This window comes from Streptosporangium sp. NPDC000095, assembly GCF_042899335.1.
GTDB lineage: Bacteria > Actinomycetota > Actinomycetes > Streptosporangiales > Streptosporangiaceae > Streptosporangium.
Map to the genome: position 1 here is coordinate 383,828 of NZ_JBIAZS010000006.1, position 22,371 is coordinate 406,198.

Genomic DNA, 22,371 nt, shown 5'->3' on the forward strand with positions numbered 1-22,371 from the left:
TCCCTGTTAATGGGACATTACACCCAGACATCAGTCGGCATACGTCATACGTTACGAAATAGTAACGCTGCGTCTGCCACGGATTCTTGGGGCGCGCTATGAGGAGAGCTCTCGCGCCCCGGCGGCGATGACCCTCGTCAGCGCGGCGCCGGGGTGGGCGACCAGGGTTCCTTCGGCGCCGACGAGATCGTCCTTCGCGTACCGGAGAGCCCGTGAGCCGCCTGGGGCGAATGCTCGATGCCACGAGACGGCGGGCACCGCTCATCCCGCGACAAGGACATTCGGCCTCGCCGACGACGAGCCTGCCGAGTCCCACGCTCTGCCGGCGATCGCCGCGCATGGCGTGCGGGCGGGCCGACCCTCGGGCCGGAAAGGTGCACAGCCCTCCGATCGATGCCCTCAACCGCAAGACAGGCGTCACATCCGCGCGACGGCACACCCCGATGAGTTCTACGGCGACGGGTGATCACGCGGCGACCACTCTGCTCGGAATCAGCGAAAGGAACAGAGCGTGAAGTCAGCCTCGTCCACCACTGGGAAGGTGTTAGCAGCGCTCGCGGTGTTCGCCGCCGCGGTGCTGCCGACCTTCGTGGGTAATACCTCGGCCTCGGCGGCGGCCCAGGCGACCTACTACGTCGCCCCCGACGGCAACGACGCCAACCCCGGAACCATCACGTCGCCGTTCAGAACCCTGCAGCGCGCGCGGGACGTCGTCCGTACGGTGAACGCCAACATGACGGACGACATCTACGTGTATCTCCGCGGGGGCAACTACTCGATCGGCAGCACCGTCGACTTCACGTCGGCCGACTCCGGCACGAATGGTTACCGGGTCATATACGCCGCGTACCAGAACGAGACGCCGATCCTCAGCGGAGGCGTTCAGGTGACCGGATGGACGCAGCACAGCGGCAACATCTGGAAAGCCCCGCTGAATCGCAGCAACAAGCTTCGCGCGCTCTACGTCAACGACAAGCGAGCGTTCATGGCTTCGAAGACGATGAACTCCGCGGGATGCTACGGCACCTACAGCATCACGGCAGGGCAGGCGTCCTGGGCGTGGGAATCGGGTTCGCAGTGCGCGGGGGTGAAGTACAACCTGAATGATTTTCCCGCCGTCGCCGCCAATCAGGACGACATCGAAATCGAGACGGGGACGACCTGGACCACGGCCATCGTGGGAGCCCGGCAGGTCACCTCTGACGGGGCGAACCGGATCGTCCAGTTCCAGCAGCCGGGAGCGGCCATCGCCCAGGGGGCCTTCAACGGCAACGCCCAGATCAACGGCAGCCACAAGGTCATGAACGCCTACGAGTTCCTGGACGCGCCGGGCGAGTTCTTCTTCGACAAGACGAGCCGGACGCTGTACTACTACAAGGCGAGCTCCGAGAACATGACCACCGCGACGGTTTTCGCGCCGAACAACGTGTCCACCCTCCTCAGGGTCGCCGGCACCTCCACGAGCAGTCGCGCCCGGAACATCACCTTCTCCGGCCTCACGGTCCAGCACTCCGACTGGAACCTGTTCAACGTGGCCGGCTCGGTGCTCAAGCAGGCCCAGCAGGGCAACCTCGGCGCGCAGGCGTACGCCAGGCAGAACTTCCACGTCTACTACTACCGCAACGTCGACATGGCGCCCGGCATCATCCAGATCGAGAACGCCGACGGGCTCGTCCTGCAGAACAACCGGGTGCAGCACACCGGCGTCGACGGAATCAACATGGTCAACGACGTGGTGAACACGAAGCTGATCGGAAACTACACGAACGACATCGCCGGATCCGCCATCGCCGTGGGCCATCCCCAGCACGTGTACATCGGGGACCACACCTCGACGAACCGCGAGAAGTATCCCGCCCAGGTCGAAGGCGCACCCAAGAACATCGAGATCAAGAACAACTACATCTACGACAGCGCCGTGTTGTTCAACGGGCACAGCCCCATCTCGGCGTACTTCGCCGACGGCCTGTCCATCCAGCGCAACCGCATCGAGAAGACCCCGTGGTCCGGTGTGACGCTCGGCTGGGGATGGTGGAACTTCGACGGATCGTCAGGCTCGATCGCGCCCAACCGGCCGACCACCACGGCGAAGAACAACACCATCAGCTACAACCACTTCATCGACACGGTGCAGCGCCTGAGCGACACGGCTCCCGTCTACACGCTGGGCAACCAGCCGGGAACCACGATCACCAACAACTACATGCAGGGCGTCCCGTCCGGCCACAAGTACGGACTCCACCCGGACGAGGGCTCGGGGAACATGGTTTTCCGCGACAACCTCCTGAGCGTGGACAAGAACATCACGTGGCTCATCAACTCCGACGACTTCGGGCGCAAGCACGATCTGAGCATCACGCAGACGTACGGCCCCATCAACAAGGTCTCCAACAAGAACCTGCCGAACAGCACGGTCCACGACATCCTCGTGTCCTCCGACTACGTCTGGCCGTCGCAGGCGTACAGCATCGCGGTGAATTCCGGACTTGAGGACGCGTACCGAAACATCATTCCGCAGAGCAATCTTTCCCTGCCGGATTACGTCCTGCCCGCCAGCACCGTCGTCAGCGCCGGTGCGACGTCGATTCCCATCCGCAGCGCCGGCGACGCGAGCAAGTCGGTCTGGCTCGCCCCCCTGGGTACGACGTCCTTCGCCGCCGGCAACACGATGACCAGGGCGAGCGGAACCGCGACCTCCATCGCCGTTCCGACGTCGAACGGTGAATATCGGCTCTACATCGTGGACGCCCAGGGGAACCGGTCGGCCGAGTCGAAATCGCTCGTCAGGCAGGGAAGCGGCGGAAGCAACCAGCAGAACGGCACGATCGTGGGCGGTCAGTCGGGTCGATGCGTGGACATCAACGGCGGCACGGCGACCAACGGCGCTCAGGCGCAGCTGTGGGACTGCAACGGCGGCACCGGCCAGCGGTGGACGTACACCTCGGGCAAGCAGCTGCAGGTGTTCGGCAACAAGTGCCTGGACGCCTACGGCCAGGGCACCTCGAACGGCACTCAGGTCGTGATCTGGGACTGCAACGGACAGACCAACCAGCAGTGGAACGTCAACTCCAACGGCACCATCACCGGTGTGCAGTCCGGGTTGTGCCTGGACGCCAACGGTGCCGGCACCGCCAACGGTACGAGGATGATTCTGTGGGCGTGCAACGGCGGCACGAACCAGCAGTGGAGCCTGCGCAACTGACGTGAGCTCCCACCGGGCCGCGGGCGGTCGTACGCGCCGCCCGCGGCCCACTGTGGCGACGTTCGGGATCTTCTCCGAGGCCGATGCCGCGTTGGCGATACGACCCGTCGGAGCAGGTCGGGGAAACGGGACGCGGCATGCCCGCGGAACGGATCCGGCCGGTTTCCGGCGTCGGGAACCGGCCTGGTGGAGGGCGCGGGCATACTGGAGGGCGTGCCACGACGTGATCCACGGTCCCGAGTCCGTTTCGCGCCCACCGCCTCGTGTCCGTGCGGGCTGCCCGCGCCGTACGGGGACTGCTGCGGGCGGTTGCACCGCGGGGAGGCGTCAGCGACGACGGCCGAGGCGTTGATGCGGTCGAGGTTCAGCGCCTTCAGCGTCGGCGACGCCGGCTACCTCCTGCGCACCTGGCACCCGTCGACGCGCCCGCCCGCCGTCGACCTCGGTGGCGGGCTGCGGTGGACGCGACTGGAGGTGACGGAGACGACCGGCGGCAGCGCCTTCCACACCGAGGGCACCGTCCGCTTCCTCGCCCACTACGTCGAGCACGGCGAAGAGGGCCACCTGGAGGAGCACAGCCGCTTCGTCCGGCACGGGGGAGACTGGGTGTACGTCGGGGCGATCTGAAAGCCTCGTTCCCCGGCGTCGAGGTGCTTCGAGATCGGAACTCCCGCCGAGGAAGTCACAGATCCCGGGTCAGCCCGGAGAAGGGCTCGTCCTGGGGGCCGGCGGGGTTTTCGAGTGCTTTGCGCACGTGGTGTCCCATTCGGGGATGCGGAGCAGCGCAGGGTTGGCGACACCGCTCTCGCCGCGTGCCCCGCTCGACGTGCTGGCGAAGGCGAGGCCCTCGACGCAGATCCGGGCGACGTTGGGGAAATTGTCGGCGTTGCGGAAGACCTCGACGTAGTCGACGTCGCCCACCTTGTCCGGCGCCGCGTTCTCCTTGCCGCCGCGATCGCCCAACTGGTCGGAGGAGCAACCGGTCAGCAGGAGAGCGGCGAGAACCGCTCCGGTCCAACCGGCGGACACCGGACGTGCCATTCGTTACTCCTTCGCATGGGGGAAACGGGCTAGCTCCTGGCCTCTCGTGGCCTCGGTGGAGCCGCGGGGGTGATCAGCTCCACCTCGTTCGCGGCGAGGGCGTCTCTCAGGTCGGGCGGCGGCATGGTGTCGGTGATGAGGTAGTCGGCGGCGCCGAGCTCCGACACCTGGGCGAACAGCCGGCGTCCGAACTTGGAGGAGTCGGCGAGGATCGCCACGCGGGCCGCGCGGGCGAGCATCTCCTGCATCATCGCGGCCTCGGCGAGGTTGCTCGTCGTGTAGCCGGCGTCCGCGGAGACGGCGCCGACGCCGATGAGTGCCAGGTCGCAGCTGACGTCCAGCTCGGTGCCGGTGTTGGTGCGGAAGCTGACCGGGCCGATCGTGGCGAGGGTGAGCGAGCGCACCGCGCCGCCGAAGATGTAGATGTCGCGGATCGCCGTCGGCGGCAGCGCGCCGGGCACCAGCAGGTTGTTCGTCGCCACCGTGAGGTCGCGGTGCTGGCGCAGACTGCGGGCGAACGCGAGGGTGGTCGTCCCGCCGTTGATCATGATGGTCGAGCCGTCCTGGACGAGTGCCGCGGCCAGTGCCGCGATCTTCTCCTTCTCCTTCTCCTGCTCGTTGAGTCGCTGGTCGACGGCGCGGTCGGTGCGGGAGATCGTGGACAGGCTGACGGCGCCGCCGTACGTGCGCACGAGGATGCCGTCGGCGCTCAGCTGGTCGAGGTCGCGTCGCACGGTGTCGATGGAGACGCCGAAGCGCTCTGCCAGCTCGCTCACCGTGACCTGCCCGGTGTCGGAGACGTACGCGGCCAGTTGGGCCTTGCGTCCGGCAGGTAGGTGGCGCTGCCGATCGTCCCTGTCGCCGCTCACTGATCTCCCTTCGGTAGTGCGGCAGTATGCCACAAACGCACCCCGCTCGCGTGCATCGCAGCATAGAACAGCGAAAACCTGCAAGGGTGGGCGGGGTCCTCGAAGCCGTGCATCTCCCTGTTCATCTCCAGGTCGAAGAAGGTGGCCGAGACACATGCCTCGCCGTGCGGCGCGAGACTTTGCCATAGTGCGCAGCTTTCTGCTGTTCTTCTCTTGTTTACGTTCGTAATGCGCTGCTAACGTGACCGCCACACAGCAGAAAACAGAAAGATCTAGATGTGGAAGGAGCTGGCCATGACGATTCGCGCAGCCCGGCTGAGGCGACTGACAGGGGCGGTGACAGCGGCCGCGATGGTCGCGTTCGTTGCGGCGTGCGGCTCGGGCAGCACAAGCGACTCGGCTGACGCCGGTGCGGACAGCACCGTGACGCTGGAGTTCGCGCAGTGGTGGGGGGCCGAGCTTCCGGCCGAGGATTTCGACAAGATCATCAATGACTTCACGGCCCAGAACCCGAACATCAAGATCAAGCTGCTGAGTGCGCCGTACGCCTCGACCAAGCAGCAGCTGCTCACCGGTGCGGCGTCCAAGACCCTGCCCGACGTGGTCGGTCTCGACGGCGCCTGGGTGAACGACTTCGCCAAGCAGGGCGCGATCACCGACATGTCCAAGCTGATGACCGAGGCGGGCTACGACGACAGCCAGCTCGCCAGCCAGGTGCAGCTCGACGGCAAGACGTACATGATCCCGGTGGTCAACTTCGTCTACCCGCTCTTCGTCAACAAGGACCTGCTCACCAAGGCGGGCATCGAGAAGGTGCCCGGTACGCGCTCCGAGTTCCTGGACGCGGCCAAGAAGATCAGTGCGACCGGCGGCAACGCCAAGGGCTGGGCGCTCCCGCTCGACACCGCGGTGCCCAACGGCATCCAGAACGACGTCATGTCCTGGCTGTGGGCCTCGGGCGGCAGCATGCTGCAGGACGGCAAGCCGAACCTGACCAGCCCCGAGGTCAAGGGCGTGGTCGAGTTCGTGAAGAGCCTGAACGACGCCGACGCCATCGCGCCGGGCTCGCTCACCATGAAAGAGCAGGACAAGGTCGAGAAGTTCACCAACGGCCAGGTCGGCATGATGATCGACTCGCTCGCGCACATCAACCTGATCAAGAAGAACAAGCCGGACCTGAAGTTCGAGATCGCGGCCCTGCCCGCCGAGGACGGCTACACCGGCAAGCGCGGCATCCCCTACGCGTCATGGGGCATCGGCATCTCCGACTCCACCGAGCACAAGGCCGAGGCGTTCAAGTTCGTGTCCTACCTGATGAGCCAGGAGGCGAACGCGAAGCTCAGCACGATCGCGAACGGCTTCCCCGGCAACAAGAACGCGGAGCCCGACTTCAGCGGCGGTGACCCGATGTTCAAGACCGCTTTCGAGATCTACCAGCAGGGCTACCCGGCCAACGAGTTCGTCGGCCTGCCCAAGGCCGAGGACCTGATGCGCAGCTTCGACGAGCAGCTCCAGCTCGTGCTGACCGGCAAGACGAGCGTCGACGAGGCCCTCCAGAAGTCCCAGGAGTCCTGGTCCTCGGTGATCGAGTAGTCCGCCCGGGCGCCGCGCCGCTCCGCCGGCGCGGCGCCTGACCAAGGAGACAGCGATGACATCGGCGCAAGTCGAACCCATGACCGCGCCGGAGAGCGCGCCGCCGCCAGGGCGGGCCGCCCCCGGCCGCGACCGCTCCACCCCGGCCCGGCGCCTGGTCCCGTACGGCTATCTGTCCCCCACGATCCTGCTGATCGTGCTCCTGATGGTGGTCCCCATCGTCATGGTGGTCGGCTACTCGTTCCGGGACAACGTGATCATCCAGGAGAACTCGGTGTTCGCCGGGTTCGCCAACTACGCCAAGGTGCTCACCGACCCGGACTTCCTGGCCGCGCTGAAGAACACCGCGATCTTCATCTCGGTCAGCACCGTGGCCCACCTCGTCCTCGGCCTCGCCTTCGCGATGATGCTCAACACGCGGCTGCTGGGCGGGGTCGCGAAGGCCGTCTTCCGGATCGTCTACATCCTGCCCTGGTTGTTCACGATCGCGGTGATCGCGGTCATCTGGCGGCTGCTGCTCGACCCGGCCGGCGTGGTCAACTATGTGCTGCAGACGCTGGGCCTCATCCAGGAGGGTGTGAACTGGCTCGGTGACCCGAGCACGGCGCTCTGGGCGGTCACCTTCGTCAACATCTGGTCCGGCTATCCGTTCTTCATGATCAGCCTGCTCGCCGGGTTGCAGGGCATCCCCGCCGACCTGTACGAGGCGGCCGCGGTGGACGGGGCGAACCCGCTCCGGCGCTTCCTGAACGTGACGCTCCCGCAGCTGCGGCCGGTGATCATCGGCATGGCGGTGCTCGACCTGATCTGGACGTCCCAGCAGTTCGCGCTGATCTGGATGATGACCGGCGGCGGGCCGCTGAACACCACCGAGATGCTCAGCACCTACACCTACAAGCAGGCCTTCAGCGAGTACGAGTTCGCGACCGCGTCCGCGGCCGCCGTGGTCGTACTGCTGCTCACGATGGTCCTGGCCTTCTTCTACGTACGCCAGCAAAGGGAGCGGTGAGATGGCCACCCTCAAGAGCAGCGTCAGGATGACCGTCAAGACGCGGCACACCCTCGCGAAGGCCGGGGTCGTCACGGGCCTCGTCCTCGGCGCGCTGTTCGCCGTCCTGCCGGTCCTGTGGATGCTCTCCACCTCGTTCAAGGGGAACGGAGAGGTCTTCCAGAGCCCGCCGCAGCTGATCACCGAGGGTTTCTCGCTGGACGCCTACCGCGAGATCCTGGGCAGCGGCGAGCAGCTGAGGTTCTTCCTCAACAGCTACATCGTCGCCCTCGCGGTGACGGTCCTCACGCTCCTGGTGGCGATCCTGGCCGGGTACGCGTTCAGCCGCTTCACGTTCCCGTTCCAGCGGACCATCAACGCGGTGATCGTCAGCGTCCAGGCGGTGCCGCCGATCACGCTCGTCATCCCGTACTTCGGGCTCGTCGTCGGGCTCGGCCTGTACAACACCTATCCCGGCCTCATCCTCACGCACATGGTGTTCACCCTCCCGTACGCGATCATCATGATCACCGCGTACCTGAACACGCTGCCGCGAGAGCTGGACGAGTCGGTCAAGGTGGACGGCGGTACCGGCTGGACCGCGCTGTGGCGGATCCTGGTGCCGGTCTCGGTGCCGGGTCTGATCGCGGTCGGGATCTACACGTTCATGATCTCGTGGAACGAGTATCTGTTCGCGCTCACGCTGACCCGCACCAACGACATGCGCACGGTGCCGATCGGCATCCAGCTGCTCATGGGCCAGCACTCCTACGAGTGGAACCAGATGATGGCGATGAGCATCCTCGGCTCCATCCCCGTTCTCATCCTCTTCCTTCTCTTCCAGCGGCGGTTCATCGGCGGGCTCACCGCCGGCGCCGTCAAGGCCTGATCCCTCCGGGCCGCTGAACACCCCCCAGTAACCAGACACACCCCCATTTATAAGGAGAAATACCGAAATGCTGACGACCGGCAAGGCGATTCTGGACGTCGCCAACGAGCACAGTTTCGCCGTGCCCGCGTTCAACATCAGCGACTGGGCGATGTTCAAGGGCATCGTGGAGATCAGCGAGGAGAAGAACGCGCCGCTGATCGTCGGGATCCACCCCGACGAGGCGCGGCACATCGGCCGCGAGATGATCACCGGCATCATCGAGCGCTCGCACAACGCGAGCGTCCCGGTCGCGATCCACTGGGACCACGGCGCCACCTACGAGCAGATCCTGCAGGCGATCCAGTACGGCTTCACCTCCGTGATGATCGACGCCTCGCTGAAGCCGTTCGACGAGAACATCGCCATCTCCAAGCGGGTCGCCGACTCCGCGCACGCCCTCGGCATCTCCGTGGAGGCCGAACTCGGCACGATCGGCGCGACCGACGGCGAGGCCGAGGAGGGCGCCGACACGATCATCTACACCGATCCGGACGACGCGGTCACCTTCGTCGAGGTCACCGGCGCGGACAGTCTCGCCATCGCGATCGGCACCTACCACGGCATCTACCCGGCGCACCTGAAGCCCGAGCTGAAGCTCGACCTGCTCAAGGAGATCAAGAGCCGGCTGCCGATTCCGCTCGTGCTGCACGGCGGCTCCGGCAACCCGGACGACGAGATCGCCGAGGCCGCGCGGATCGGCATCAACAAGATCAACATCTCCAGTGACATCAAGGTCGCGTACCACGACAAGATGCGCGAGATGCTCGCCGACGGAAAGCTGCGCGAGCCGAACAGCATCCAGCCCGCGTGCGTCGAGGCGATGAAGGTGGTCGCCGCCCACAAGATCGACCTGTTCGGCGCCGCCGGCAAGGGCTCGCTCTACTGACATGGCCGACGCCTCCCGTGTGGTTCTCGGCCTTGGCGGTTGCGTCGACTACGAGTTGACGCTCACCGCCGGCGTCCTGGAGCGGCTGGTCGCCGACTACGGCATCGCCGCCGCCGAACCGGCGTCGCCGCCGGCCACCGTGACCGGCGAGCGGGACCTCGTGGTGTCCATTCTCGGATACGTGGCCCGGGGCCGTGGTGGCGAGCACTTCGTCGCCTCCGCCCCGGCGCTCGAGGCCTTCGCCGCCCGTTTCCCCTACCGGGCGACCCTGGGCGGCACCTCGGTGCGGGCCGGGATCCTGATGAGCCGGCTGGGCGTGCCGTCGACGCTCCACCTGGTCAGCGTGAACGACACGATCCGGCGGCTGCTGCCGGCGGACGGCGACTACGTCTCCAGCGGCGTCGAGGACACCTTCTACCCCCACCTGATCGTCCAGTACGACCAGGGCCTGCGAATCCGGAGCGGTGACCTCGACATCACCGCGCCGTTCCCGAACCGGCTGATCTACGTCAACGACCCGGCCAACGGCGACATGCTGCTCACCGACGACCTGGGCGACCGGCTCGCCAAGGCGGAGGTTTTTCTCATCTCGGGCCTCAACGCGATGCAGGACGAGGCGGAGCTCGACCGGCGGCTTGTCGAGCTGCGCTCGCACATGCGGCGGCTGCCGCCGGGGGCGGTGACCTACTTCGAGGACGCGGCGTACCACGAGCCCGCCTTCAGCCACCGGGTCAGGGACGCGCTGCTCGACGAGATCGACGTGTACGGGCTGAACGAGGACGAGATGCAGTCGTACCTCGGACGCCAGGTCGACCTGCTCTCGGCGGAGGACGTCGCAGCCGCGCTCACGGCGGTCCGCGCGCTCATCCCGGTGCCGACGCTGGTGCTGCACACGAAGTACTGGGCGGCGGCGTTCGGGGAAGGCGCGGGCGAGTACGCCGACGCCCTCGACACCGGCACCGTGATGGCCGCGACCCGCTACTGCCACGGTGACGACTTCACCGGCGAGGACGTCGACCGGCTGCGCCGACGACCGCGAAGGATCGAGTCCGTCGCCTTCGCGAGGGCGTTGCACGAGCGGATGGGCGACACCGTCCACTGCGTCCCGGGATTCTCGCTCGACGTCCAGAACCCCACGACCGTCGGGCTGGGGGACACGTTCGTCGGGGGCTTTCTCGCCGCGCTGGCCCGCGAGGAGCGCCGATGACCATCGCTCGCCGCGTCGGCGCGCACGGAGAACCGACGGCCTCTCGCCGCGCTGGCGCGCACGGAGAACCGACGATCTCTCGCCGCGCCGGCGCGTATGGAAAAACGATGACCGTCTCCCGTCGCGTCGGCTCGTAAGGAGGCCCGATGACCATCGAGATACTGTCCGCCAACCAGCCGGAGACGTTCTACCGCGGTGCAGGCCGGATCGCGGAGTTCCGCGGTGCACCGGCGCTGCCCGATCGCCCCGAGGACTGGGTGGGCTCGGTGACCAGCAGGTTCGGGCTCGCCCCTTCCGGGCTGTCCACCCTGCGGGACGGCCGGGTGCTGGCCGAGGCGATCGCCGCCGACCCCGCCTGGTGGCTCGGTCCCGGGCGCACCGACACCGGCGTGCTGGTGAAGCTGCTCGACGCCGGGCAGCGGCTGCCGTTGCACGTGCACCCCGACCGCCGTTTCGCGAACGCGCACCTGGCCTCGCCCTACGGGAAGACCGAGGCATGGGTGATCGTCTCCGCGCGGCCCGACGCGTACGTCCACCTGGGTTTCGCCCGGGACGTGGAGGCCGGCGAACTGGCCGGTTGGGTGGCGGGCCAGGAGACCGAGCGGATGCTCGCCGCCACCAACAAGGTCCCGGTCGCGGCCGGTGACGCGATCCTCTGCCCGGCAGGACTGCCGCACGCGATCGGCGACGGCATCCTGCTGGTCGAGATCCAGGAGCCGACCGACTTCTCCGTACTGCTGGAGTACGAGGGCTTCGGCCTGTCGGACGGCCACCTCGGCCTCGACTACGACCTCGCCCTGGGCTGCGTCGACCGCGGCGCGTGGACGCCGTCGCGCCTGGACGGGCTTCGGGGCACTCCGGCGCGACTGCTGCCCGAGGCCGCCGACGAGTTCTTCTCCGCACGCCGCGTGCGCGGCGGCGACCGCCTGGACCAGGGGTTCGGCGTCCTGGTCGCGGTGTCGGGCGTGGGAAGGCTGACCGGCGGGAAGGACGACCTGTCGCTCAGGAGGGGGGACACGCTGCTGGTTCCGTACGCGGCCGGCCCGCTTCTCCTGGACGGCGAGATCGAGGTGATCCACATGTCGGCGCCCACCGCTCCCCGCCGTCCGCCGTCGGGCTGAGGACATGACCGCGGGCCGACCCACATCGAGTGCCCTGACCATCCGCGGACCTCGCGGATCTTCGACCCGGCCCTGGTGAACGGGGAGTCGCCCGGCCCGGGAGGAGTAGTCGATCCCGGGCGGAAAACCTCTCCGGTTGGGCGGCGGTGTGGGCCGGCTTCTACCGGTCGGCGAGAGGGGAGGCCGCCTGAGGATGTGAGGCGGCCTCGGGACAGCCCGGCGGAGGGCTCATCGCTCCCGAGCGGGAGACCACGGTGAAGGACGCGTCGAGGTTCGTGAGCTTCAGGAGCTTGAGAACCACGGGCGGGGCTCCGGCCAGGAGCAGAGGTGTGTCCCGTTCGCGCGCGTGCCGCCTGATGGCGATCAGCGCGCTCAGGCCGCAGGCGTCGATGAAGGTGACGCCTGACAGGTCGATGATGACCGTACCGGGGCGGGCGTCGATGACGTCCTGGGTGAAGACCGACAGTTTCGGCCTGGTGGCGAGGTCGAGCTCACCGGCCACCGTGATGACCACGAAGCCATCGGCGTGCTCGCTCGTGAGTTGCAGTGCGTTCATCGCCCACTTCCCTGCAGGCTGACGTGAATGTACGTATCCGGCCAGGGGGTGTCGCTCGGACGCCTGGCCTCAGCTCGCCGCCTCCCTGGCCGCGTCGTGCGGGCGCGGAGGGGATGGACGATCTGAAGCCACGATACTCCCTAACGGTGCGAACCATCGCTTTCCGTGATCGTGTAGCTTCGAAGCGAAGTGTAGATGCCAACCTGGATATGTGCCAGCTATTCAAGGAAACAGCTTTGTAGCCGTGTCCCCGAAGGGTCGTCAGGGCGGTTCCCGAGTGGCGGGAGAGGGTCCTGCGCCGGGTGGGAAAGCGGGCCTGAGCTGGGCGGAGTCAGCCCGCGGAATGGCTCGGGGCCATGGCGTCGAGCGCGTCGCGCAGGGTGGCTCGCGTCTCGAAGTGCCTGTCGAGATTCGTGATCGTCAACAGGTGTGTGATCATGCCGGGGCTCACCACCAGCATGAGGTGACCGTGGGCCTCCTTGATCCGGGTGAGCGTGCCCACGATGACCCCCAGCCCCACCGAGTCGCAGAACGGCACGCCCGTCAGGTCCAGCACCAGGTTCGGGGTTCCGGCGTCCTCCAGGGCGTGGTCGATCTCCGCGCGCAACCGCGGAGCCACGGCCATGTCGAGCTCGCCCGCCGCCTGTACGACCACACAGGTGCCACTGCGCCACGTCTGAACGTCGAATGTCGAGATCACGATCATCACCTCCGTGCCTTCTCAGCTTCCCTGGCAGAAGGTTGTTATGCACGTAGCTCACTTTTTGCAGATATTGTCGGTCGCTGTTCTTGCCGTCGGGGTCGCGGTAGGGGTGGCGACCGCTGTAGGCGCGGCGGTCTCCTGCACGGTGACCTTCTTCGCCCGCTCGTGTTTCCGGCCGACGACCACCTCGATCTTGTCACCGAGGCTCTCCACCGGGCGCAGGTCCGCTCCGGGCAGCGCGGCGGCGACGGTGTGTGCCGAGTCCTCGCGGCCGGGGCCGTACCGGATGACGGTCTTGTCGAAGTCCTTCTGCGGGGTGTTGCCGGGGATCTCGGGCACCAGGAAGCCCACCCTCTGCAGGTCCGCCCTGGTCTGCGCGCCCAGCCCCGTGATCGTGGTGCCGTTGAGCACGGTGAGGGCGATCCGCGAGGGCGCGACGGTCAGCGCGGGAGCCGAGGGGGAGGCCGTCGGGGTGGGCGTGGCCTTAGGGGGCTTGGAGGGCTTGACGAGCGTCTCGTCGGCGGCGATCCTGCGGAACAACTCCTTGGCCGCCGCTTTGTCCCAGAGGACGGCGGACTCACCGGTCGGCGTCTTGTAGTCGACGTCCGCGAGCGGGACCGTGGCGAAGGTCACGTCGTCGGTGGAGACGTCCTTGAGCTGGTCGGCCAGGCCGAGCAGGTCCCCGCGGAGCGCGTCGTCCACCCGGATCGTGTCGAGAGCCGTGTCGACGAACGAGGCGAGCCTGACCGGGTTGGTCAGCGTCTCACCGCTGAGCGCCTGGTTCAGCAACGCGGAGATCACCTGCTGCTGGCGGTCGATGCGGTCGAGGTCGGAGCGGGCGGTGGCGCGGGTGCGGGCGTAGGCGAGCGCCTTGACGCCGTCGAAGGAGTATGTGCCCGGCTGCAGGTTGAGCGCGGTCTTCGGGTCGTTGATCGGGACCGGGGTGCAGACCGAGATGCCGCCGAGGGCGTCGACCACCTCGATGAACCCCAGCACGTTGACCTCGACGTAGTGATGGATGGTCAGGCCGGTGACGGCCTGCACCGTGCGCGTCGTGAGCTTCGGACCGCCGAACTGGTAGGCGGCGTTGATCTTGTGCTCGCCGTTGCCGGGAATCGCCGTCCAGGTGTCGCGGGGGAGGCTGACCACGGTGACCTTGCGGTGGTCCTCCGACACGTGGATCACCATCATGGTGTCGGTGCGCTCGCCGGTCTCGCGGCCCAGCTTGAGCTGGTTCTGCTGTTTGCGGGTGAGGTTGTCACGCTTGTCGACCCCGACCACCAGGATGTTCATCGCGCCGCTGCTCGACCGCGATCCCTGGACCCCGGCGTCGACCGCCTCGATCTTCTTCGTGGCGTAGTTGGTCAACGCCCAGGTCACTCCAGAACTGCCCAGGACCAGGCAGGAGAGCGCGCCGGCGATCACCAGGCCGCGCCGCCTGGTGCGGGCGCCCCTCGCCGACCTGCGAACACGCCTCGGGTCCACCCGGACGCTTCCGTAGGCGTCACCGCCCACGTGCACACCCGAATCCTCCTCCGGGTCGCGCATGCATGGCCCCCTAGGCTCCAGCTGGGTCGATGAGGTACCCGTTCGTACAGTAGCGTGAGCGACGCCATGAAGCAGTTCCCCGACTCGCCCTCGCCGGCGTCGTCTTCCGAGACACGTGTCTGGCCCCCCATCTCCATCGTCATCCCGGTGCTGAACGAGGAGCGCCATCTGAGGGAGGCGGTGCGTCAGGTGCTGTCGCAGCGATACGCGGGACCGATCGAGGTCGTGCTCGCGATCGGCCCCTCCCACGACCGTACCCAGGAAGTCGCCGACGAAATCGCCGCCGCCGACCCTCGGGTGATCGTCGTTCCCAACCCGACCGGCCGCACTCCCAACGCGCTCAACGCGGCGATCGCCGCGTCCGGTAACTCGATCATCGCGAGGGTGGACGGCCACGCGATGCTCCCCGAGGACTACCTCCAGGTCGCGGTGGAGACCCTTGAGGAGACCGGCGCCGACAACGTGGGCGGCGTGATGGCGGCCGAGGGCGTCACTCCCTTCGAGCAGGCCGTGGCCCGCGCGATGACGTCCAAGATCGGTGTCGGCGGCGCCCGGTTCCACACCGGCGGCACCGCCGGCCCGGCCGACACGGTCTACCTCGGTGTGTTCCGCCGCGCCGCGCTGGAGCGGGTCGGCGGCTACGACGAACACTTCCAGCGCGCCCAGGACTGGGAGATGAACCACCGCATCCGCGAGTCGGGCGGCCTGGTCTGGTTCCAGCCCCGGATGCGCGTCTCCTACCGGCCGAGGCCCAACCTCAAGGCCCTCGCCAAGCAGTACTTCCACTACGGCCGCTGGCGCAGGGTGGTCGCCCGCACCCACGAGGGCACGATCAACCTGCGCTACCTGGCGCCTCCGCTCGCCGTGCTCGCCATCCTGGCGGGCCTGGTGGTCTCCCCGTTCTTCTGGCCGGGGCTGTTGATCCCCGGCGGCTACCTGGCGGCGATCCTCGCCGGTTCCGCGATCACCGGCAGCGGCCTGCCCACCCCGGCGCTCGTCCGGCTGCCGCTGGTCTACGTCACCATGCACATGTCGTGGGGCTGGGGTTTCCTCACCAGCCCGAGAAGGCTGGGAAAGCCCGGCCACGCGGGTGGCTGATCAAGGACGGGAGTCGACCACCTGACCGGTGACGCCGGAGGCGAGCACGTCCAGTGAGGTGCGGGCGACGGTGTGCGAGAAGGACGGGCCCGTCGGCGTCGCGGCTCCGGCCCGTCCGGGTTCCACGCAGTTGACCCGAATCCCGTACTCCGTCCACTCCCTGGCGAGAGCGAGGGTCAGCCCGGCCACGGCGGCTCCCGCGAAGGAGCGCAGGCCATCGCCCGCCCCGTCCCCACCGGGAGAGGGGGAGTGGAACAGCAACTGTCCCCGCGTCTCGCGGAGATGGGGGAGCGCCGCCCTGGCGACGGTGACGGGACCGAGGTGGTCCGCGTTCACGGTCCCGGCGATCGTGGCGTCGTCCACCGCGTCGAGCCTGCCCTGTGGTGGCGTGCCCGCCGCGCTGATCACGTGGTCGATACCGCCCGTCTCCTTGACGACCCGGGCGAGCGCGTCGGCCACCGCCCGGGGGTCGTCCACGCGCACTTCGCCGGGGGCCGGTGATCCGGGGAAGGGGAACACCCGGGCGCCGTACTCTCCGGCGAGTCGCGCCACCTCGGCGCCGGCGCCGTCGTCCGCGCGGAAGACCACCACGGTCCTGCCCTCCAGCGCCTCGCGCAGGGCGGTGTCCGAGCGGGAGGGAACCTCGCTCGCGGCGAGCCTGAGGAGCCTGTCGGCGACGAAGAGGTCCACCGGGTGCGTGACCTTCATGTTCCGCTCGCTGCCCGGCACCACGTGGATCGGCACGTCGGGCAGGTAGCGCAGCACCACGCCGCAGTCGTCGGTGGCCGGCCGGTCGCCGAAGCCGGGATCGGCGAAGGCACGCTCGTACGCCTCGCGGATCACCGAGAGCCGAAAACACTGCGGGGTCTGGACGCGACGCAGGCGGGCACGGTCGGGGACGTCACTGACGATCTCCCCGTGCGGCCCCGGCGAGGTCACCACGATCGTGTCGGAACTCGGGATCGCCACCTCGACCGCCGAGAAGGTCCTCAGCGCCTCGACGCAGTCGGCGATGATCCTTCTGTCCGCCAGCGGCCGTACGGCGTCGTGCAGCAGCACGTGGCACTCCCGCGTACCCAGGGCCTGCAGCGCCCGCCAGGTGGTCTCCGGGCGGCTCGCGCCGCCCTCCAGGATCCTGCCGACCTTCGTGAAGCCGTTGCGCTCGACGATCCGCTCCACCTCGCCGGTGAAGCCGGGCGCCATCAGGACGATGATCTCGTCGATCTCCGGTGCCTCCTGGAACAGGGCGAGGGTGTGTTCGAGGATCGTCCTGCCCGCTATCTCCAGCAGTTGTTTGGGGGTGTCGTGGCCGACGCGTCGGCCGACGCCGCCCGCCAGGACCACACCGACGGTTCGGGGACGCGGTTCACGTTCGGCCACGATCGGATTCCTTTGACAGTTCGGGTATGGCGAGCGTAATGGGTGTGTCCCTGATCGTCCGGCGTGCTCCCGTGCTATCCCGTCAAGATCTAGCTACGCTGAGTGCGCACTCCCCGATTCGTACGGTGATCCCGTCGGATACGAAGGAGCCCGGATTGCCTGACTCTCGCGCCACCGTCTCGTCCGACGCCTCGCAGGCGGTCGCGGTCGTGCTCGCCACCACCGAGGCGTCCGACCTGCGATGTTCCGCGGGGACGCTCCTCGACAGGCTGACCGGCCAGCTCGCCACGCTTCCCGTACGGGATGTGCACGTGATGGCCCGTTCCAGTGACATCATCCACGTGCCGGGCGGCACCCACATGATCGGGACGGAGGGGCCGAAAGGGCTCGCCGACGACCTGCGCAGGGTCGCGAAGGCGGCCCGCTCGTCCGTCGGGCCGGTGCTGGTGGTCGCCGGTGACCTGGTGGCGCACACCGAGGCGCTGGCCATGCTCGTGGAGCACCCGGCCCGCGACACCTGCGCGCTGGTGGGCGGAAAGGACGAGCCGCCGGGGCCGACGCGACCGCCGGTCAGGATCGAGGGCAGGTCGGTGGTGGCCGCGGGCACCTCCTTCCACGAGGTGGGCGAGACCAACGGCACCTTCAGGGGCGCGCTCCAGGTCGGCGTGCCCGACCTCGCGGGCTTCGCCGAGACCACCGAGACGCTCGCCGAGCTCGCCGAGGCGGGCGGCTTCGGCCCGATGGACGGTGGCGAGGTCCCCGGCCTGCTCCTGGTCGGCCTCGTCCGCTCCGGCGTCCAGGTGCGCGCGGCGAGACTCGGCCGCCTCCACGCCGACCGGATGACCGCGCAGGCGGACGCCGACGTGGCCGTGCCCCGGCTGGCCGAGGTCGACGAGAACGAGGCCAGGCTGGACGCCGCGGTCAAGAGCGACGACGGCTTCTTCGCCACGTACGCGGTGAGCTCCTGGTCCAGGCACCTGCTGAAGCCGATCGCCGGGCTCGGCCTGACCCCGAACGCGGTCACCGGCATATCCGTCGGTCTCGCCGCGCTCGCGGCGGTCTGGTTCTCCGAGGGCACCAGGCCGGGGCTGATCGCGGGGGCGGTCCTGCTCTACCTGTCGTTCGTGCTCGACTGCGTCGACGGGCAGCTCGCCCGCTACACCCGCACCTTCTCGCCGCTCGGGGCGTGGCTGGACGCCACCTTCGACCGTGTCAAGGAGTACGCCGTCTACCTGGGCCTCGCCGTCGGATACGCGGCGGGGGCGGACGTCGCGGGTGGCGGCCCTGACGGCATCTGGGCGCTCGCGGTGGCCGCGATGATCCTGCAGATGCTCCGCCATATGATCGACTTCTCGTACGCGGGCGCGCGGGCCGACGCGAGCCGGGTGGGCGCGGCCTGGACCAGGGCGGCGGGCTCGCTGGGGAGGACGGACTCGCTGAGCAGGGCGGCCGCCGCGGACGACGCCTGGACAGGAGGCGGCAACCCGATCCTGTGGCTCTCGCGGACCATGGAGAAGGCGTCGCCCACCCGCTGGTTCAAGAAGATCATCGTGTTGCCCATCGGGGAACGGATGGCCCTGATCGCGGTGACCGCGGCCTTCTTCAACGCCCGGGTGACCTTCGTCGCGCTGCTGGTCTGGGGTGGGATCGCGGCCCTCTACGTCCTCTTCGGCCGGACCGGCAGATCGCTCAGCCGATGACCGGAGGCCGCGGGCGCGATGACCGGCGGGGACGGATGTCCCGCCGGACGAGGGACGAATCCGTCCTCGGGTCTCTCCTCACCCGGGACGAATCTCGCCTCGGGTCTCTCCTCACCCGGACGGATCTCCCGTCAGGCGACCCTCAGGTAAGTGGAAGAAGCAGGTGCGATCATGATTTCTGTGCATATGGCGCCGGTGCCGCGGAGCGCCGTGGTCGCCTACCGGGACGACGGGGTGCTGTCGAGGGGCATGGGCGCCATGGTGGCCGGGCAACTCCCGCCGCTGCCGCCCGCGATCGTCGGGATGTTCGTCACCGGGGTGCTGCTCCTCGTCGGCGTGGCCGGCACCGAAGGACCCGCGGTGTTCGCCCCGGCGGTGGCGCTGCTGCTGGCCGGTCCCGGCAGCTCCCATCCGCACGACGGCCGGCTCGACTGGCTGGTGCCGCCGATCCTGCGCCTCACCGAGTACGGCTTCGTGGCCTCGGTGGGCTTCGCGCACGACGTGCCGCCGTGGCTGATCTTCATGTTGCTCGGCGCGATGGCCTTCCACCACTACGACGTCGTCTATCGGCTGAGGCAGCGGGTCTACCCGCCCGCCTGGCTGGCCACATCCGGCCTCGGCTGGGACGGCCGGATGCTGCTCATCGCCCTCGGCGGGCTCGCCGGGCAGGTCACGCTGATGTTCGCCCTGCTCGCGCTCTACCTGTGGTGCCTCTTCTCCTGGGAAAGTGTCACCTGCTGGCTGGCCGCCCCGAGGTTCGGGGTGGACGCGGCCGACCTCGGCGCCCACGATTGAGAACGCCCGGCAAACGCCCAATTACACGATCAGGGCGTGAAGGCAACTAATCTTTGGGGCCTAGGAGTGCCCGCCGAGAGGCTCTCACCCGAATGAGGAGTGCACGTTGCTGGGAATGGTGCTGGCCGCCGGGGCCGGACGACGCCTGCGGCCGTACACGGACACGCTGCCCAAGGCGCTCGTGCCGGTCGACGGCGACACCACGATCATGGACATCTCGCTGCGCAACCTCGCGGCGGCCGATCTTCGTGACGTCGTGGTCATCGTCGGCTACCAGGCGCAGGCGGTACACGAGCGCAAGGCCGAGCTGGAGCGGCGGCACGGTGTGAAGCTCACCCTCGTGCACAACGACAAGGCCGAGGAGTGGAACAACGCCTACTCCCTGTGGTGCGCGCGCGACTACTTCGACCAGGGCGTGCTCCTGGTCAACGGTGACACGGTGCACCCCGTCTCGGTGGAGGAGACGCTGCTCTCCGCGCCGGTGACCAGCGACATCCTGCTCGCGGTCGACGACGTCAAGAAGCTCGCCGACGAGGAGATGAAGGTGACCCTCGACGACGACCGCCACCTGCGGCTGATCACCAAGTTGATGGACCCGGCCGCCGCCGCCGGTGAGTACATCGGCGCCACGCTCATCCGCTCCGGCATCGGCGACCGCCTCGCCGACGCCCTCCAGGCCACCTTCGAGCGCGACCCGCAGCTCTACTACGAGGACGGCTACCAGGAGCTCGTCGCCCGCGGTGAGAAGATCGCCGTCGCTCCGATCGGCGACGTCCCGTGGGTCGAGGTAGACAACCACGACGACCTCGCCAAGGCGCGGGAGATCGCGTGCCGATACTAGCCAGGATGCTCCCGGCGCCCCTGTCCATGGAGGTGCGCCGGGGCGCCGTCGCCCAGCTCGGCACGTTGCTGGCCGACAGCAGGGTGGCGACCTCCGGTCGGGTGGCGGTGGCCGTGGGCGCGGGCCAGGGAGACAGGATCGCCTCGGTGATCACTCCCTCGCTCGGCCAGGCCCAGGTCTTCCGGGTGCCCGACGGATCGGTCGACGCGGCGATCTCGCTCGGCGCCGACCTGCGCAAGGGGGCGTACGAGGCGGTCGTGGGCATCGGCGGCGGCAAGACCATCGACGTGACCAAGTACGCCGCGTCGCTGGCCGGGATCCCGATGGTGGCGGTGGCCACCAACCTGTCGCACGACGGGATCTGCTCGCCGGTGGCCTCGCTCACGCACGACGGAGGCAAGGGCTCCTTCGGCGTCCCCATGCCGCTCGCCATCATGGTCGATCTCGATTTCGTGCACGACGCGCCCGCCTCGCTGGTCAGGTCCGGGGTCGGTGACGTGGTCAGCAACCTCTCGGCGATCGAGGACTGGCAGCTCGGCGCGGGCGAGCGCGGGGAGCCGATCGACGGCCTGGCCTGCGCGATGGCCCGCACCGCGGCGGAGGCGGTGATCGGCAGATCCGACTCGATCGAGTCCGACGCGTTCCTGACCGTGCTGGCCGAGGCGCTTATCCTGTCGGGCATGTCGATGGTGGTCGCCGGCTCCTCACGTCCTTCGAGTGGCGGAGATCATGAGATCCTGCATGCCGTGGATCAGCTTTTTCCCGGCACCTCCAACCACGGCGAGCTCGCCGGGATAGGTGCCGCGTTCTGTTTCTTCCTCCGCGAGGACTCACGGAGGCTCAATCAGGTCGTCGACTGCCTGCGCGGGCACGAGCTGCCGGTCACCCCCGCCGATGTGGGGCTGTCCCCGGCCGAGTTCACCGAGGCGGTCGCGCTGGCCCCGGCCACGCGTCCCGGCCGCTACACGATTCTTGAGCACCTGCGCCTGTCGGAGCCGGAGATTCGCGATCGGGTGGAGGATTATGTCCGGGCCGTCGGTCGCTGAGCTCCGTGCGGTGGCCCAGCCGCACACGACCATGGACCGCAACAGCGGCGAGCACTGGGCCGGCGCTCTCTACATGCGCAAGCTGTCGATCTACGTCACCTGGTTCCTCGCCAAGACGCCGATCACGCCCAACCAGACCACCTGGCTGATGATCTTCACCGGCCTGCTGGCCGGAGCCGTGCTCGCGCTGCCCGGACTCTGGGCGGCCGTCCTCGCGGCCCTGCTGGTCCAGCTCTACCTGCTGCTCGACTGCTCCGACGGCGAGCTGGCCCGCTGGACCGGGCGCACCTCCATCACGGGCGTCTACCTCGACCGGGTCGGCCACTACTTCGCCGAGGCCGCGATCCTCATCGGGCTGGGCTTCCGGGCGTCGGAGGTCCTGCCCGACTGGTACACCGTGACGGGGTTCGCCGCCGCGCTCGGCGCGATCCTGATCAAGGCGGAGACCGACCTGGTCGACGTGGCACGCGCCCGCTCCGGGCTGGTCGCGGCGACCGAGGCCTCGGCCGAGCACTTCCGGTCGCGCGGGCTGGGCATGGCGCGCAAGGCGGCCGCGGCGCTGAAGTTCCACCGGATCGTGCAGGCGGTCGAGCTGTCACTCCTCATCGTGGTCGCCGCGATCTGGGACGCGATCAACGGAGGGCTGGCGGCGACGAGGATCCTCGTGGTGGCCTGCGTGATCGTCGCAGTGCTGCAGATGATCCTGCATCTGATCAGCATTCTGGCGTCCAGGCGGCTTTCATGAGGAACCGGATGGCGTCCGGGCGCGTCGTAGGTGCGAACACACCGCTGTTTGGCGGGTGTTCGTCGGCGGTTCCGATACGCTTGTGCCCCGGTATACCAGGAAACTCCAGCCCTGCCAGAAT

Annotated in this window: 20 protein-coding genes; 14 read left to right on the plus strand and 6 right to left on the minus strand. The window is 68.4% G+C overall.

The window, feature by feature from the left end:
* Positions 1-541 precede the first annotated feature (541 nt).
* Entirely contained in the window at positions 542-3,202 is a 2,661-nt protein-coding gene (locus ACFY3V_RS17015) for a ricin-type beta-trefoil lectin domain protein (protein ID WP_389774153.1), read from the plus strand.
* Positions 3,203-3,406: 204 nt separating this feature from the next.
* Complete coding sequence (locus ACFY3V_RS17020; protein ID WP_389774256.1) at positions 3,407-3,829, plus strand: YchJ family protein; 423 nt, start codon at positions 3,407-3,409, stop codon at positions 3,827-3,829.
* 69 nt (positions 3,830-3,898) lie between these two features.
* Here ACFY3V_RS17020 and ACFY3V_RS17025 read toward each other — a convergent pair whose 3' ends face one another.
* Both ACFY3V_RS17025 and ACFY3V_RS17030 read right to left on the minus strand, forming a co-directional pair.
* A complete protein-coding gene (locus ACFY3V_RS17025) occupies positions 3,899-4,243 on the minus strand; it encodes a hypothetical protein (RefSeq protein WP_362896340.1) in 345 nt (114 codons plus the stop codon).
* A gap of 29 nt (positions 4,244-4,272) precedes the next feature.
* Positions 4,273-5,112: a DeoR/GlpR family DNA-binding transcription regulator gene (locus tag ACFY3V_RS17030; protein ID WP_362896342.1), complete on the minus strand. Its 840-nt coding sequence runs from the start codon at positions 5,110-5,112 to the stop codon at positions 4,273-4,275.
* 294 nt (positions 5,113-5,406) lie between these two features.
* Between ACFY3V_RS17030 and ACFY3V_RS17035 the strand changes: the two genes are divergently transcribed.
* The 6 genes from ACFY3V_RS17035 (at position 5,407) to ACFY3V_RS17060 (ending at position 11,838) form a co-directional block, all read left to right on the plus strand.
* Complete coding sequence (locus tag ACFY3V_RS17035; RefSeq protein ID WP_362896344.1) at positions 5,407-6,705, plus strand: sugar ABC transporter substrate-binding protein; 1,299 nt, start codon at positions 5,407-5,409, stop codon at positions 6,703-6,705.
* 55 nt (positions 6,706-6,760) lie between these two features.
* Positions 6,761-7,714, plus strand: coding sequence for a sugar ABC transporter permease (locus ACFY3V_RS17040; RefSeq protein WP_350946440.1), 954 nt, complete (start codon positions 6,761-6,763; stop codon positions 7,712-7,714).
* A gap of 1 nt (position 7,715) precedes the next feature.
* Complete coding sequence (locus tag ACFY3V_RS17045) at positions 7,716-8,582, plus strand: carbohydrate ABC transporter permease (protein WP_389774158.1); 867 nt, start codon at positions 7,716-7,718, stop codon at positions 8,580-8,582.
* Between the two features lie 67 nt (positions 8,583-8,649).
* Positions 8,650-9,510 carry a ketose-bisphosphate aldolase gene (locus ACFY3V_RS17050; RefSeq protein ID WP_389774161.1) on the plus strand — a complete coding sequence of 287 codons (861 nt, stop codon included), beginning with the start codon at positions 8,650-8,652 and terminating at the stop codon, positions 9,508-9,510.
* Position 9,511: 1 nt separating this feature from the next.
* Positions 9,512-10,717: an ADP-dependent glucokinase/phosphofructokinase gene (locus tag ACFY3V_RS17055; RefSeq protein ID WP_362896351.1), complete on the plus strand. Its 1,206-nt coding sequence runs from the start codon at positions 9,512-9,514 to the stop codon at positions 10,715-10,717.
* A 146-nt stretch (positions 10,718-10,863) separates the two neighbouring features.
* Complete coding sequence (locus ACFY3V_RS17060; protein ID WP_389774165.1) at positions 10,864-11,838, plus strand: class I mannose-6-phosphate isomerase; 975 nt, start codon at positions 10,864-10,866, stop codon at positions 11,836-11,838.
* 160 nt (positions 11,839-11,998) lie between these two features.
* Here the strand turns inward: ACFY3V_RS17060 and ACFY3V_RS17065 are convergent, their stop codons facing one another.
* From ACFY3V_RS17065 to ACFY3V_RS17075, 3 genes are all read right to left on the minus strand, one after another.
* Complete coding sequence (locus ACFY3V_RS17065) at positions 11,999-12,394, minus strand: STAS domain-containing protein (RefSeq protein ID WP_362896355.1); 396 nt, start codon at positions 12,392-12,394, stop codon at positions 11,999-12,001.
* Positions 12,395-12,725: 331 nt separating this feature from the next.
* Positions 12,726-13,094: an STAS domain-containing protein gene (locus ACFY3V_RS17070; RefSeq protein ID WP_350946446.1), complete on the minus strand. Its 369-nt coding sequence runs from the start codon at positions 13,092-13,094 to the stop codon at positions 12,726-12,728.
* A gap of 57 nt (positions 13,095-13,151) precedes the next feature.
* On the minus strand, positions 13,152-14,645 hold the full coding sequence (locus tag ACFY3V_RS17075; protein WP_389774169.1) for an LCP family protein: 1,494 nt from the start codon (positions 14,643-14,645) through the stop codon (positions 13,152-13,154).
* A 66-nt stretch (positions 14,646-14,711) separates the two neighbouring features.
* Here ACFY3V_RS17075 and ACFY3V_RS17080 point away from each other — a divergent pair, with 66 nt between their 5' ends.
* Positions 14,712-15,743 carry a glycosyltransferase family 2 protein gene (locus ACFY3V_RS17080; RefSeq protein WP_389774259.1) on the plus strand — a complete coding sequence of 344 codons (1,032 nt, stop codon included), beginning with the start codon at positions 14,712-14,714 and terminating at the stop codon, positions 15,741-15,743.
* Here ACFY3V_RS17080 and ACFY3V_RS17085 read toward each other — a convergent pair whose 3' ends face one another.
* On the minus strand, positions 15,744-17,123 hold the full coding sequence (locus ACFY3V_RS17085; RefSeq protein ID WP_389774172.1) for an SDR family oxidoreductase: 1,380 nt from the start codon (positions 17,121-17,123) through the stop codon (positions 15,744-15,746).
* Between the two features lie 155 nt (positions 17,124-17,278).
* On the opposite strand from ACFY3V_RS17085, the gene ACFY3V_RS17090 reads away from it, so the two are divergent.
* From ACFY3V_RS17090 to ACFY3V_RS17110, 5 genes are all read left to right on the plus strand, one after another.
* Positions 17,279-18,823 carry a CDP-alcohol phosphatidyltransferase family protein gene (locus ACFY3V_RS17090; protein WP_389774175.1) on the plus strand — a complete coding sequence of 515 codons (1,545 nt, stop codon included), beginning with the start codon at positions 17,279-17,281 and terminating at the stop codon, positions 18,821-18,823.
* A 171-nt stretch (positions 18,824-18,994) separates the two neighbouring features.
* On the plus strand, positions 18,995-19,618 hold the full coding sequence (locus ACFY3V_RS17095) for a DUF5941 domain-containing protein (RefSeq protein WP_389774178.1): 624 nt from the start codon (positions 18,995-18,997) through the stop codon (positions 19,616-19,618).
* Between the two features lie 106 nt (positions 19,619-19,724).
* Positions 19,725-20,459 (plus strand): phosphocholine cytidylyltransferase family protein, encoded by a 735-nt coding sequence (locus tag ACFY3V_RS17100; RefSeq protein ID WP_362896364.1) that lies wholly within the window; start codon positions 19,725-19,727, stop codon positions 20,457-20,459.
* 5 nt (positions 20,460-20,464) lie between these two features.
* Positions 20,465-21,505, plus strand: a complete 1,041-nt coding sequence (locus tag ACFY3V_RS17105; RefSeq protein WP_350946452.1) for an iron-containing alcohol dehydrogenase family protein — start codon at positions 20,465-20,467, stop codon at positions 21,503-21,505.
* A complete protein-coding gene (locus tag ACFY3V_RS17110; RefSeq protein WP_362896366.1) occupies positions 21,483-22,250 on the plus strand; it encodes a CDP-alcohol phosphatidyltransferase family protein in 768 nt (255 codons plus the stop codon). Before ACFY3V_RS17105 ends, ACFY3V_RS17110 begins: the two co-directional genes overlap by 23 nt.
* Positions 22,251-22,371: the final 121 nt, after the last annotated feature.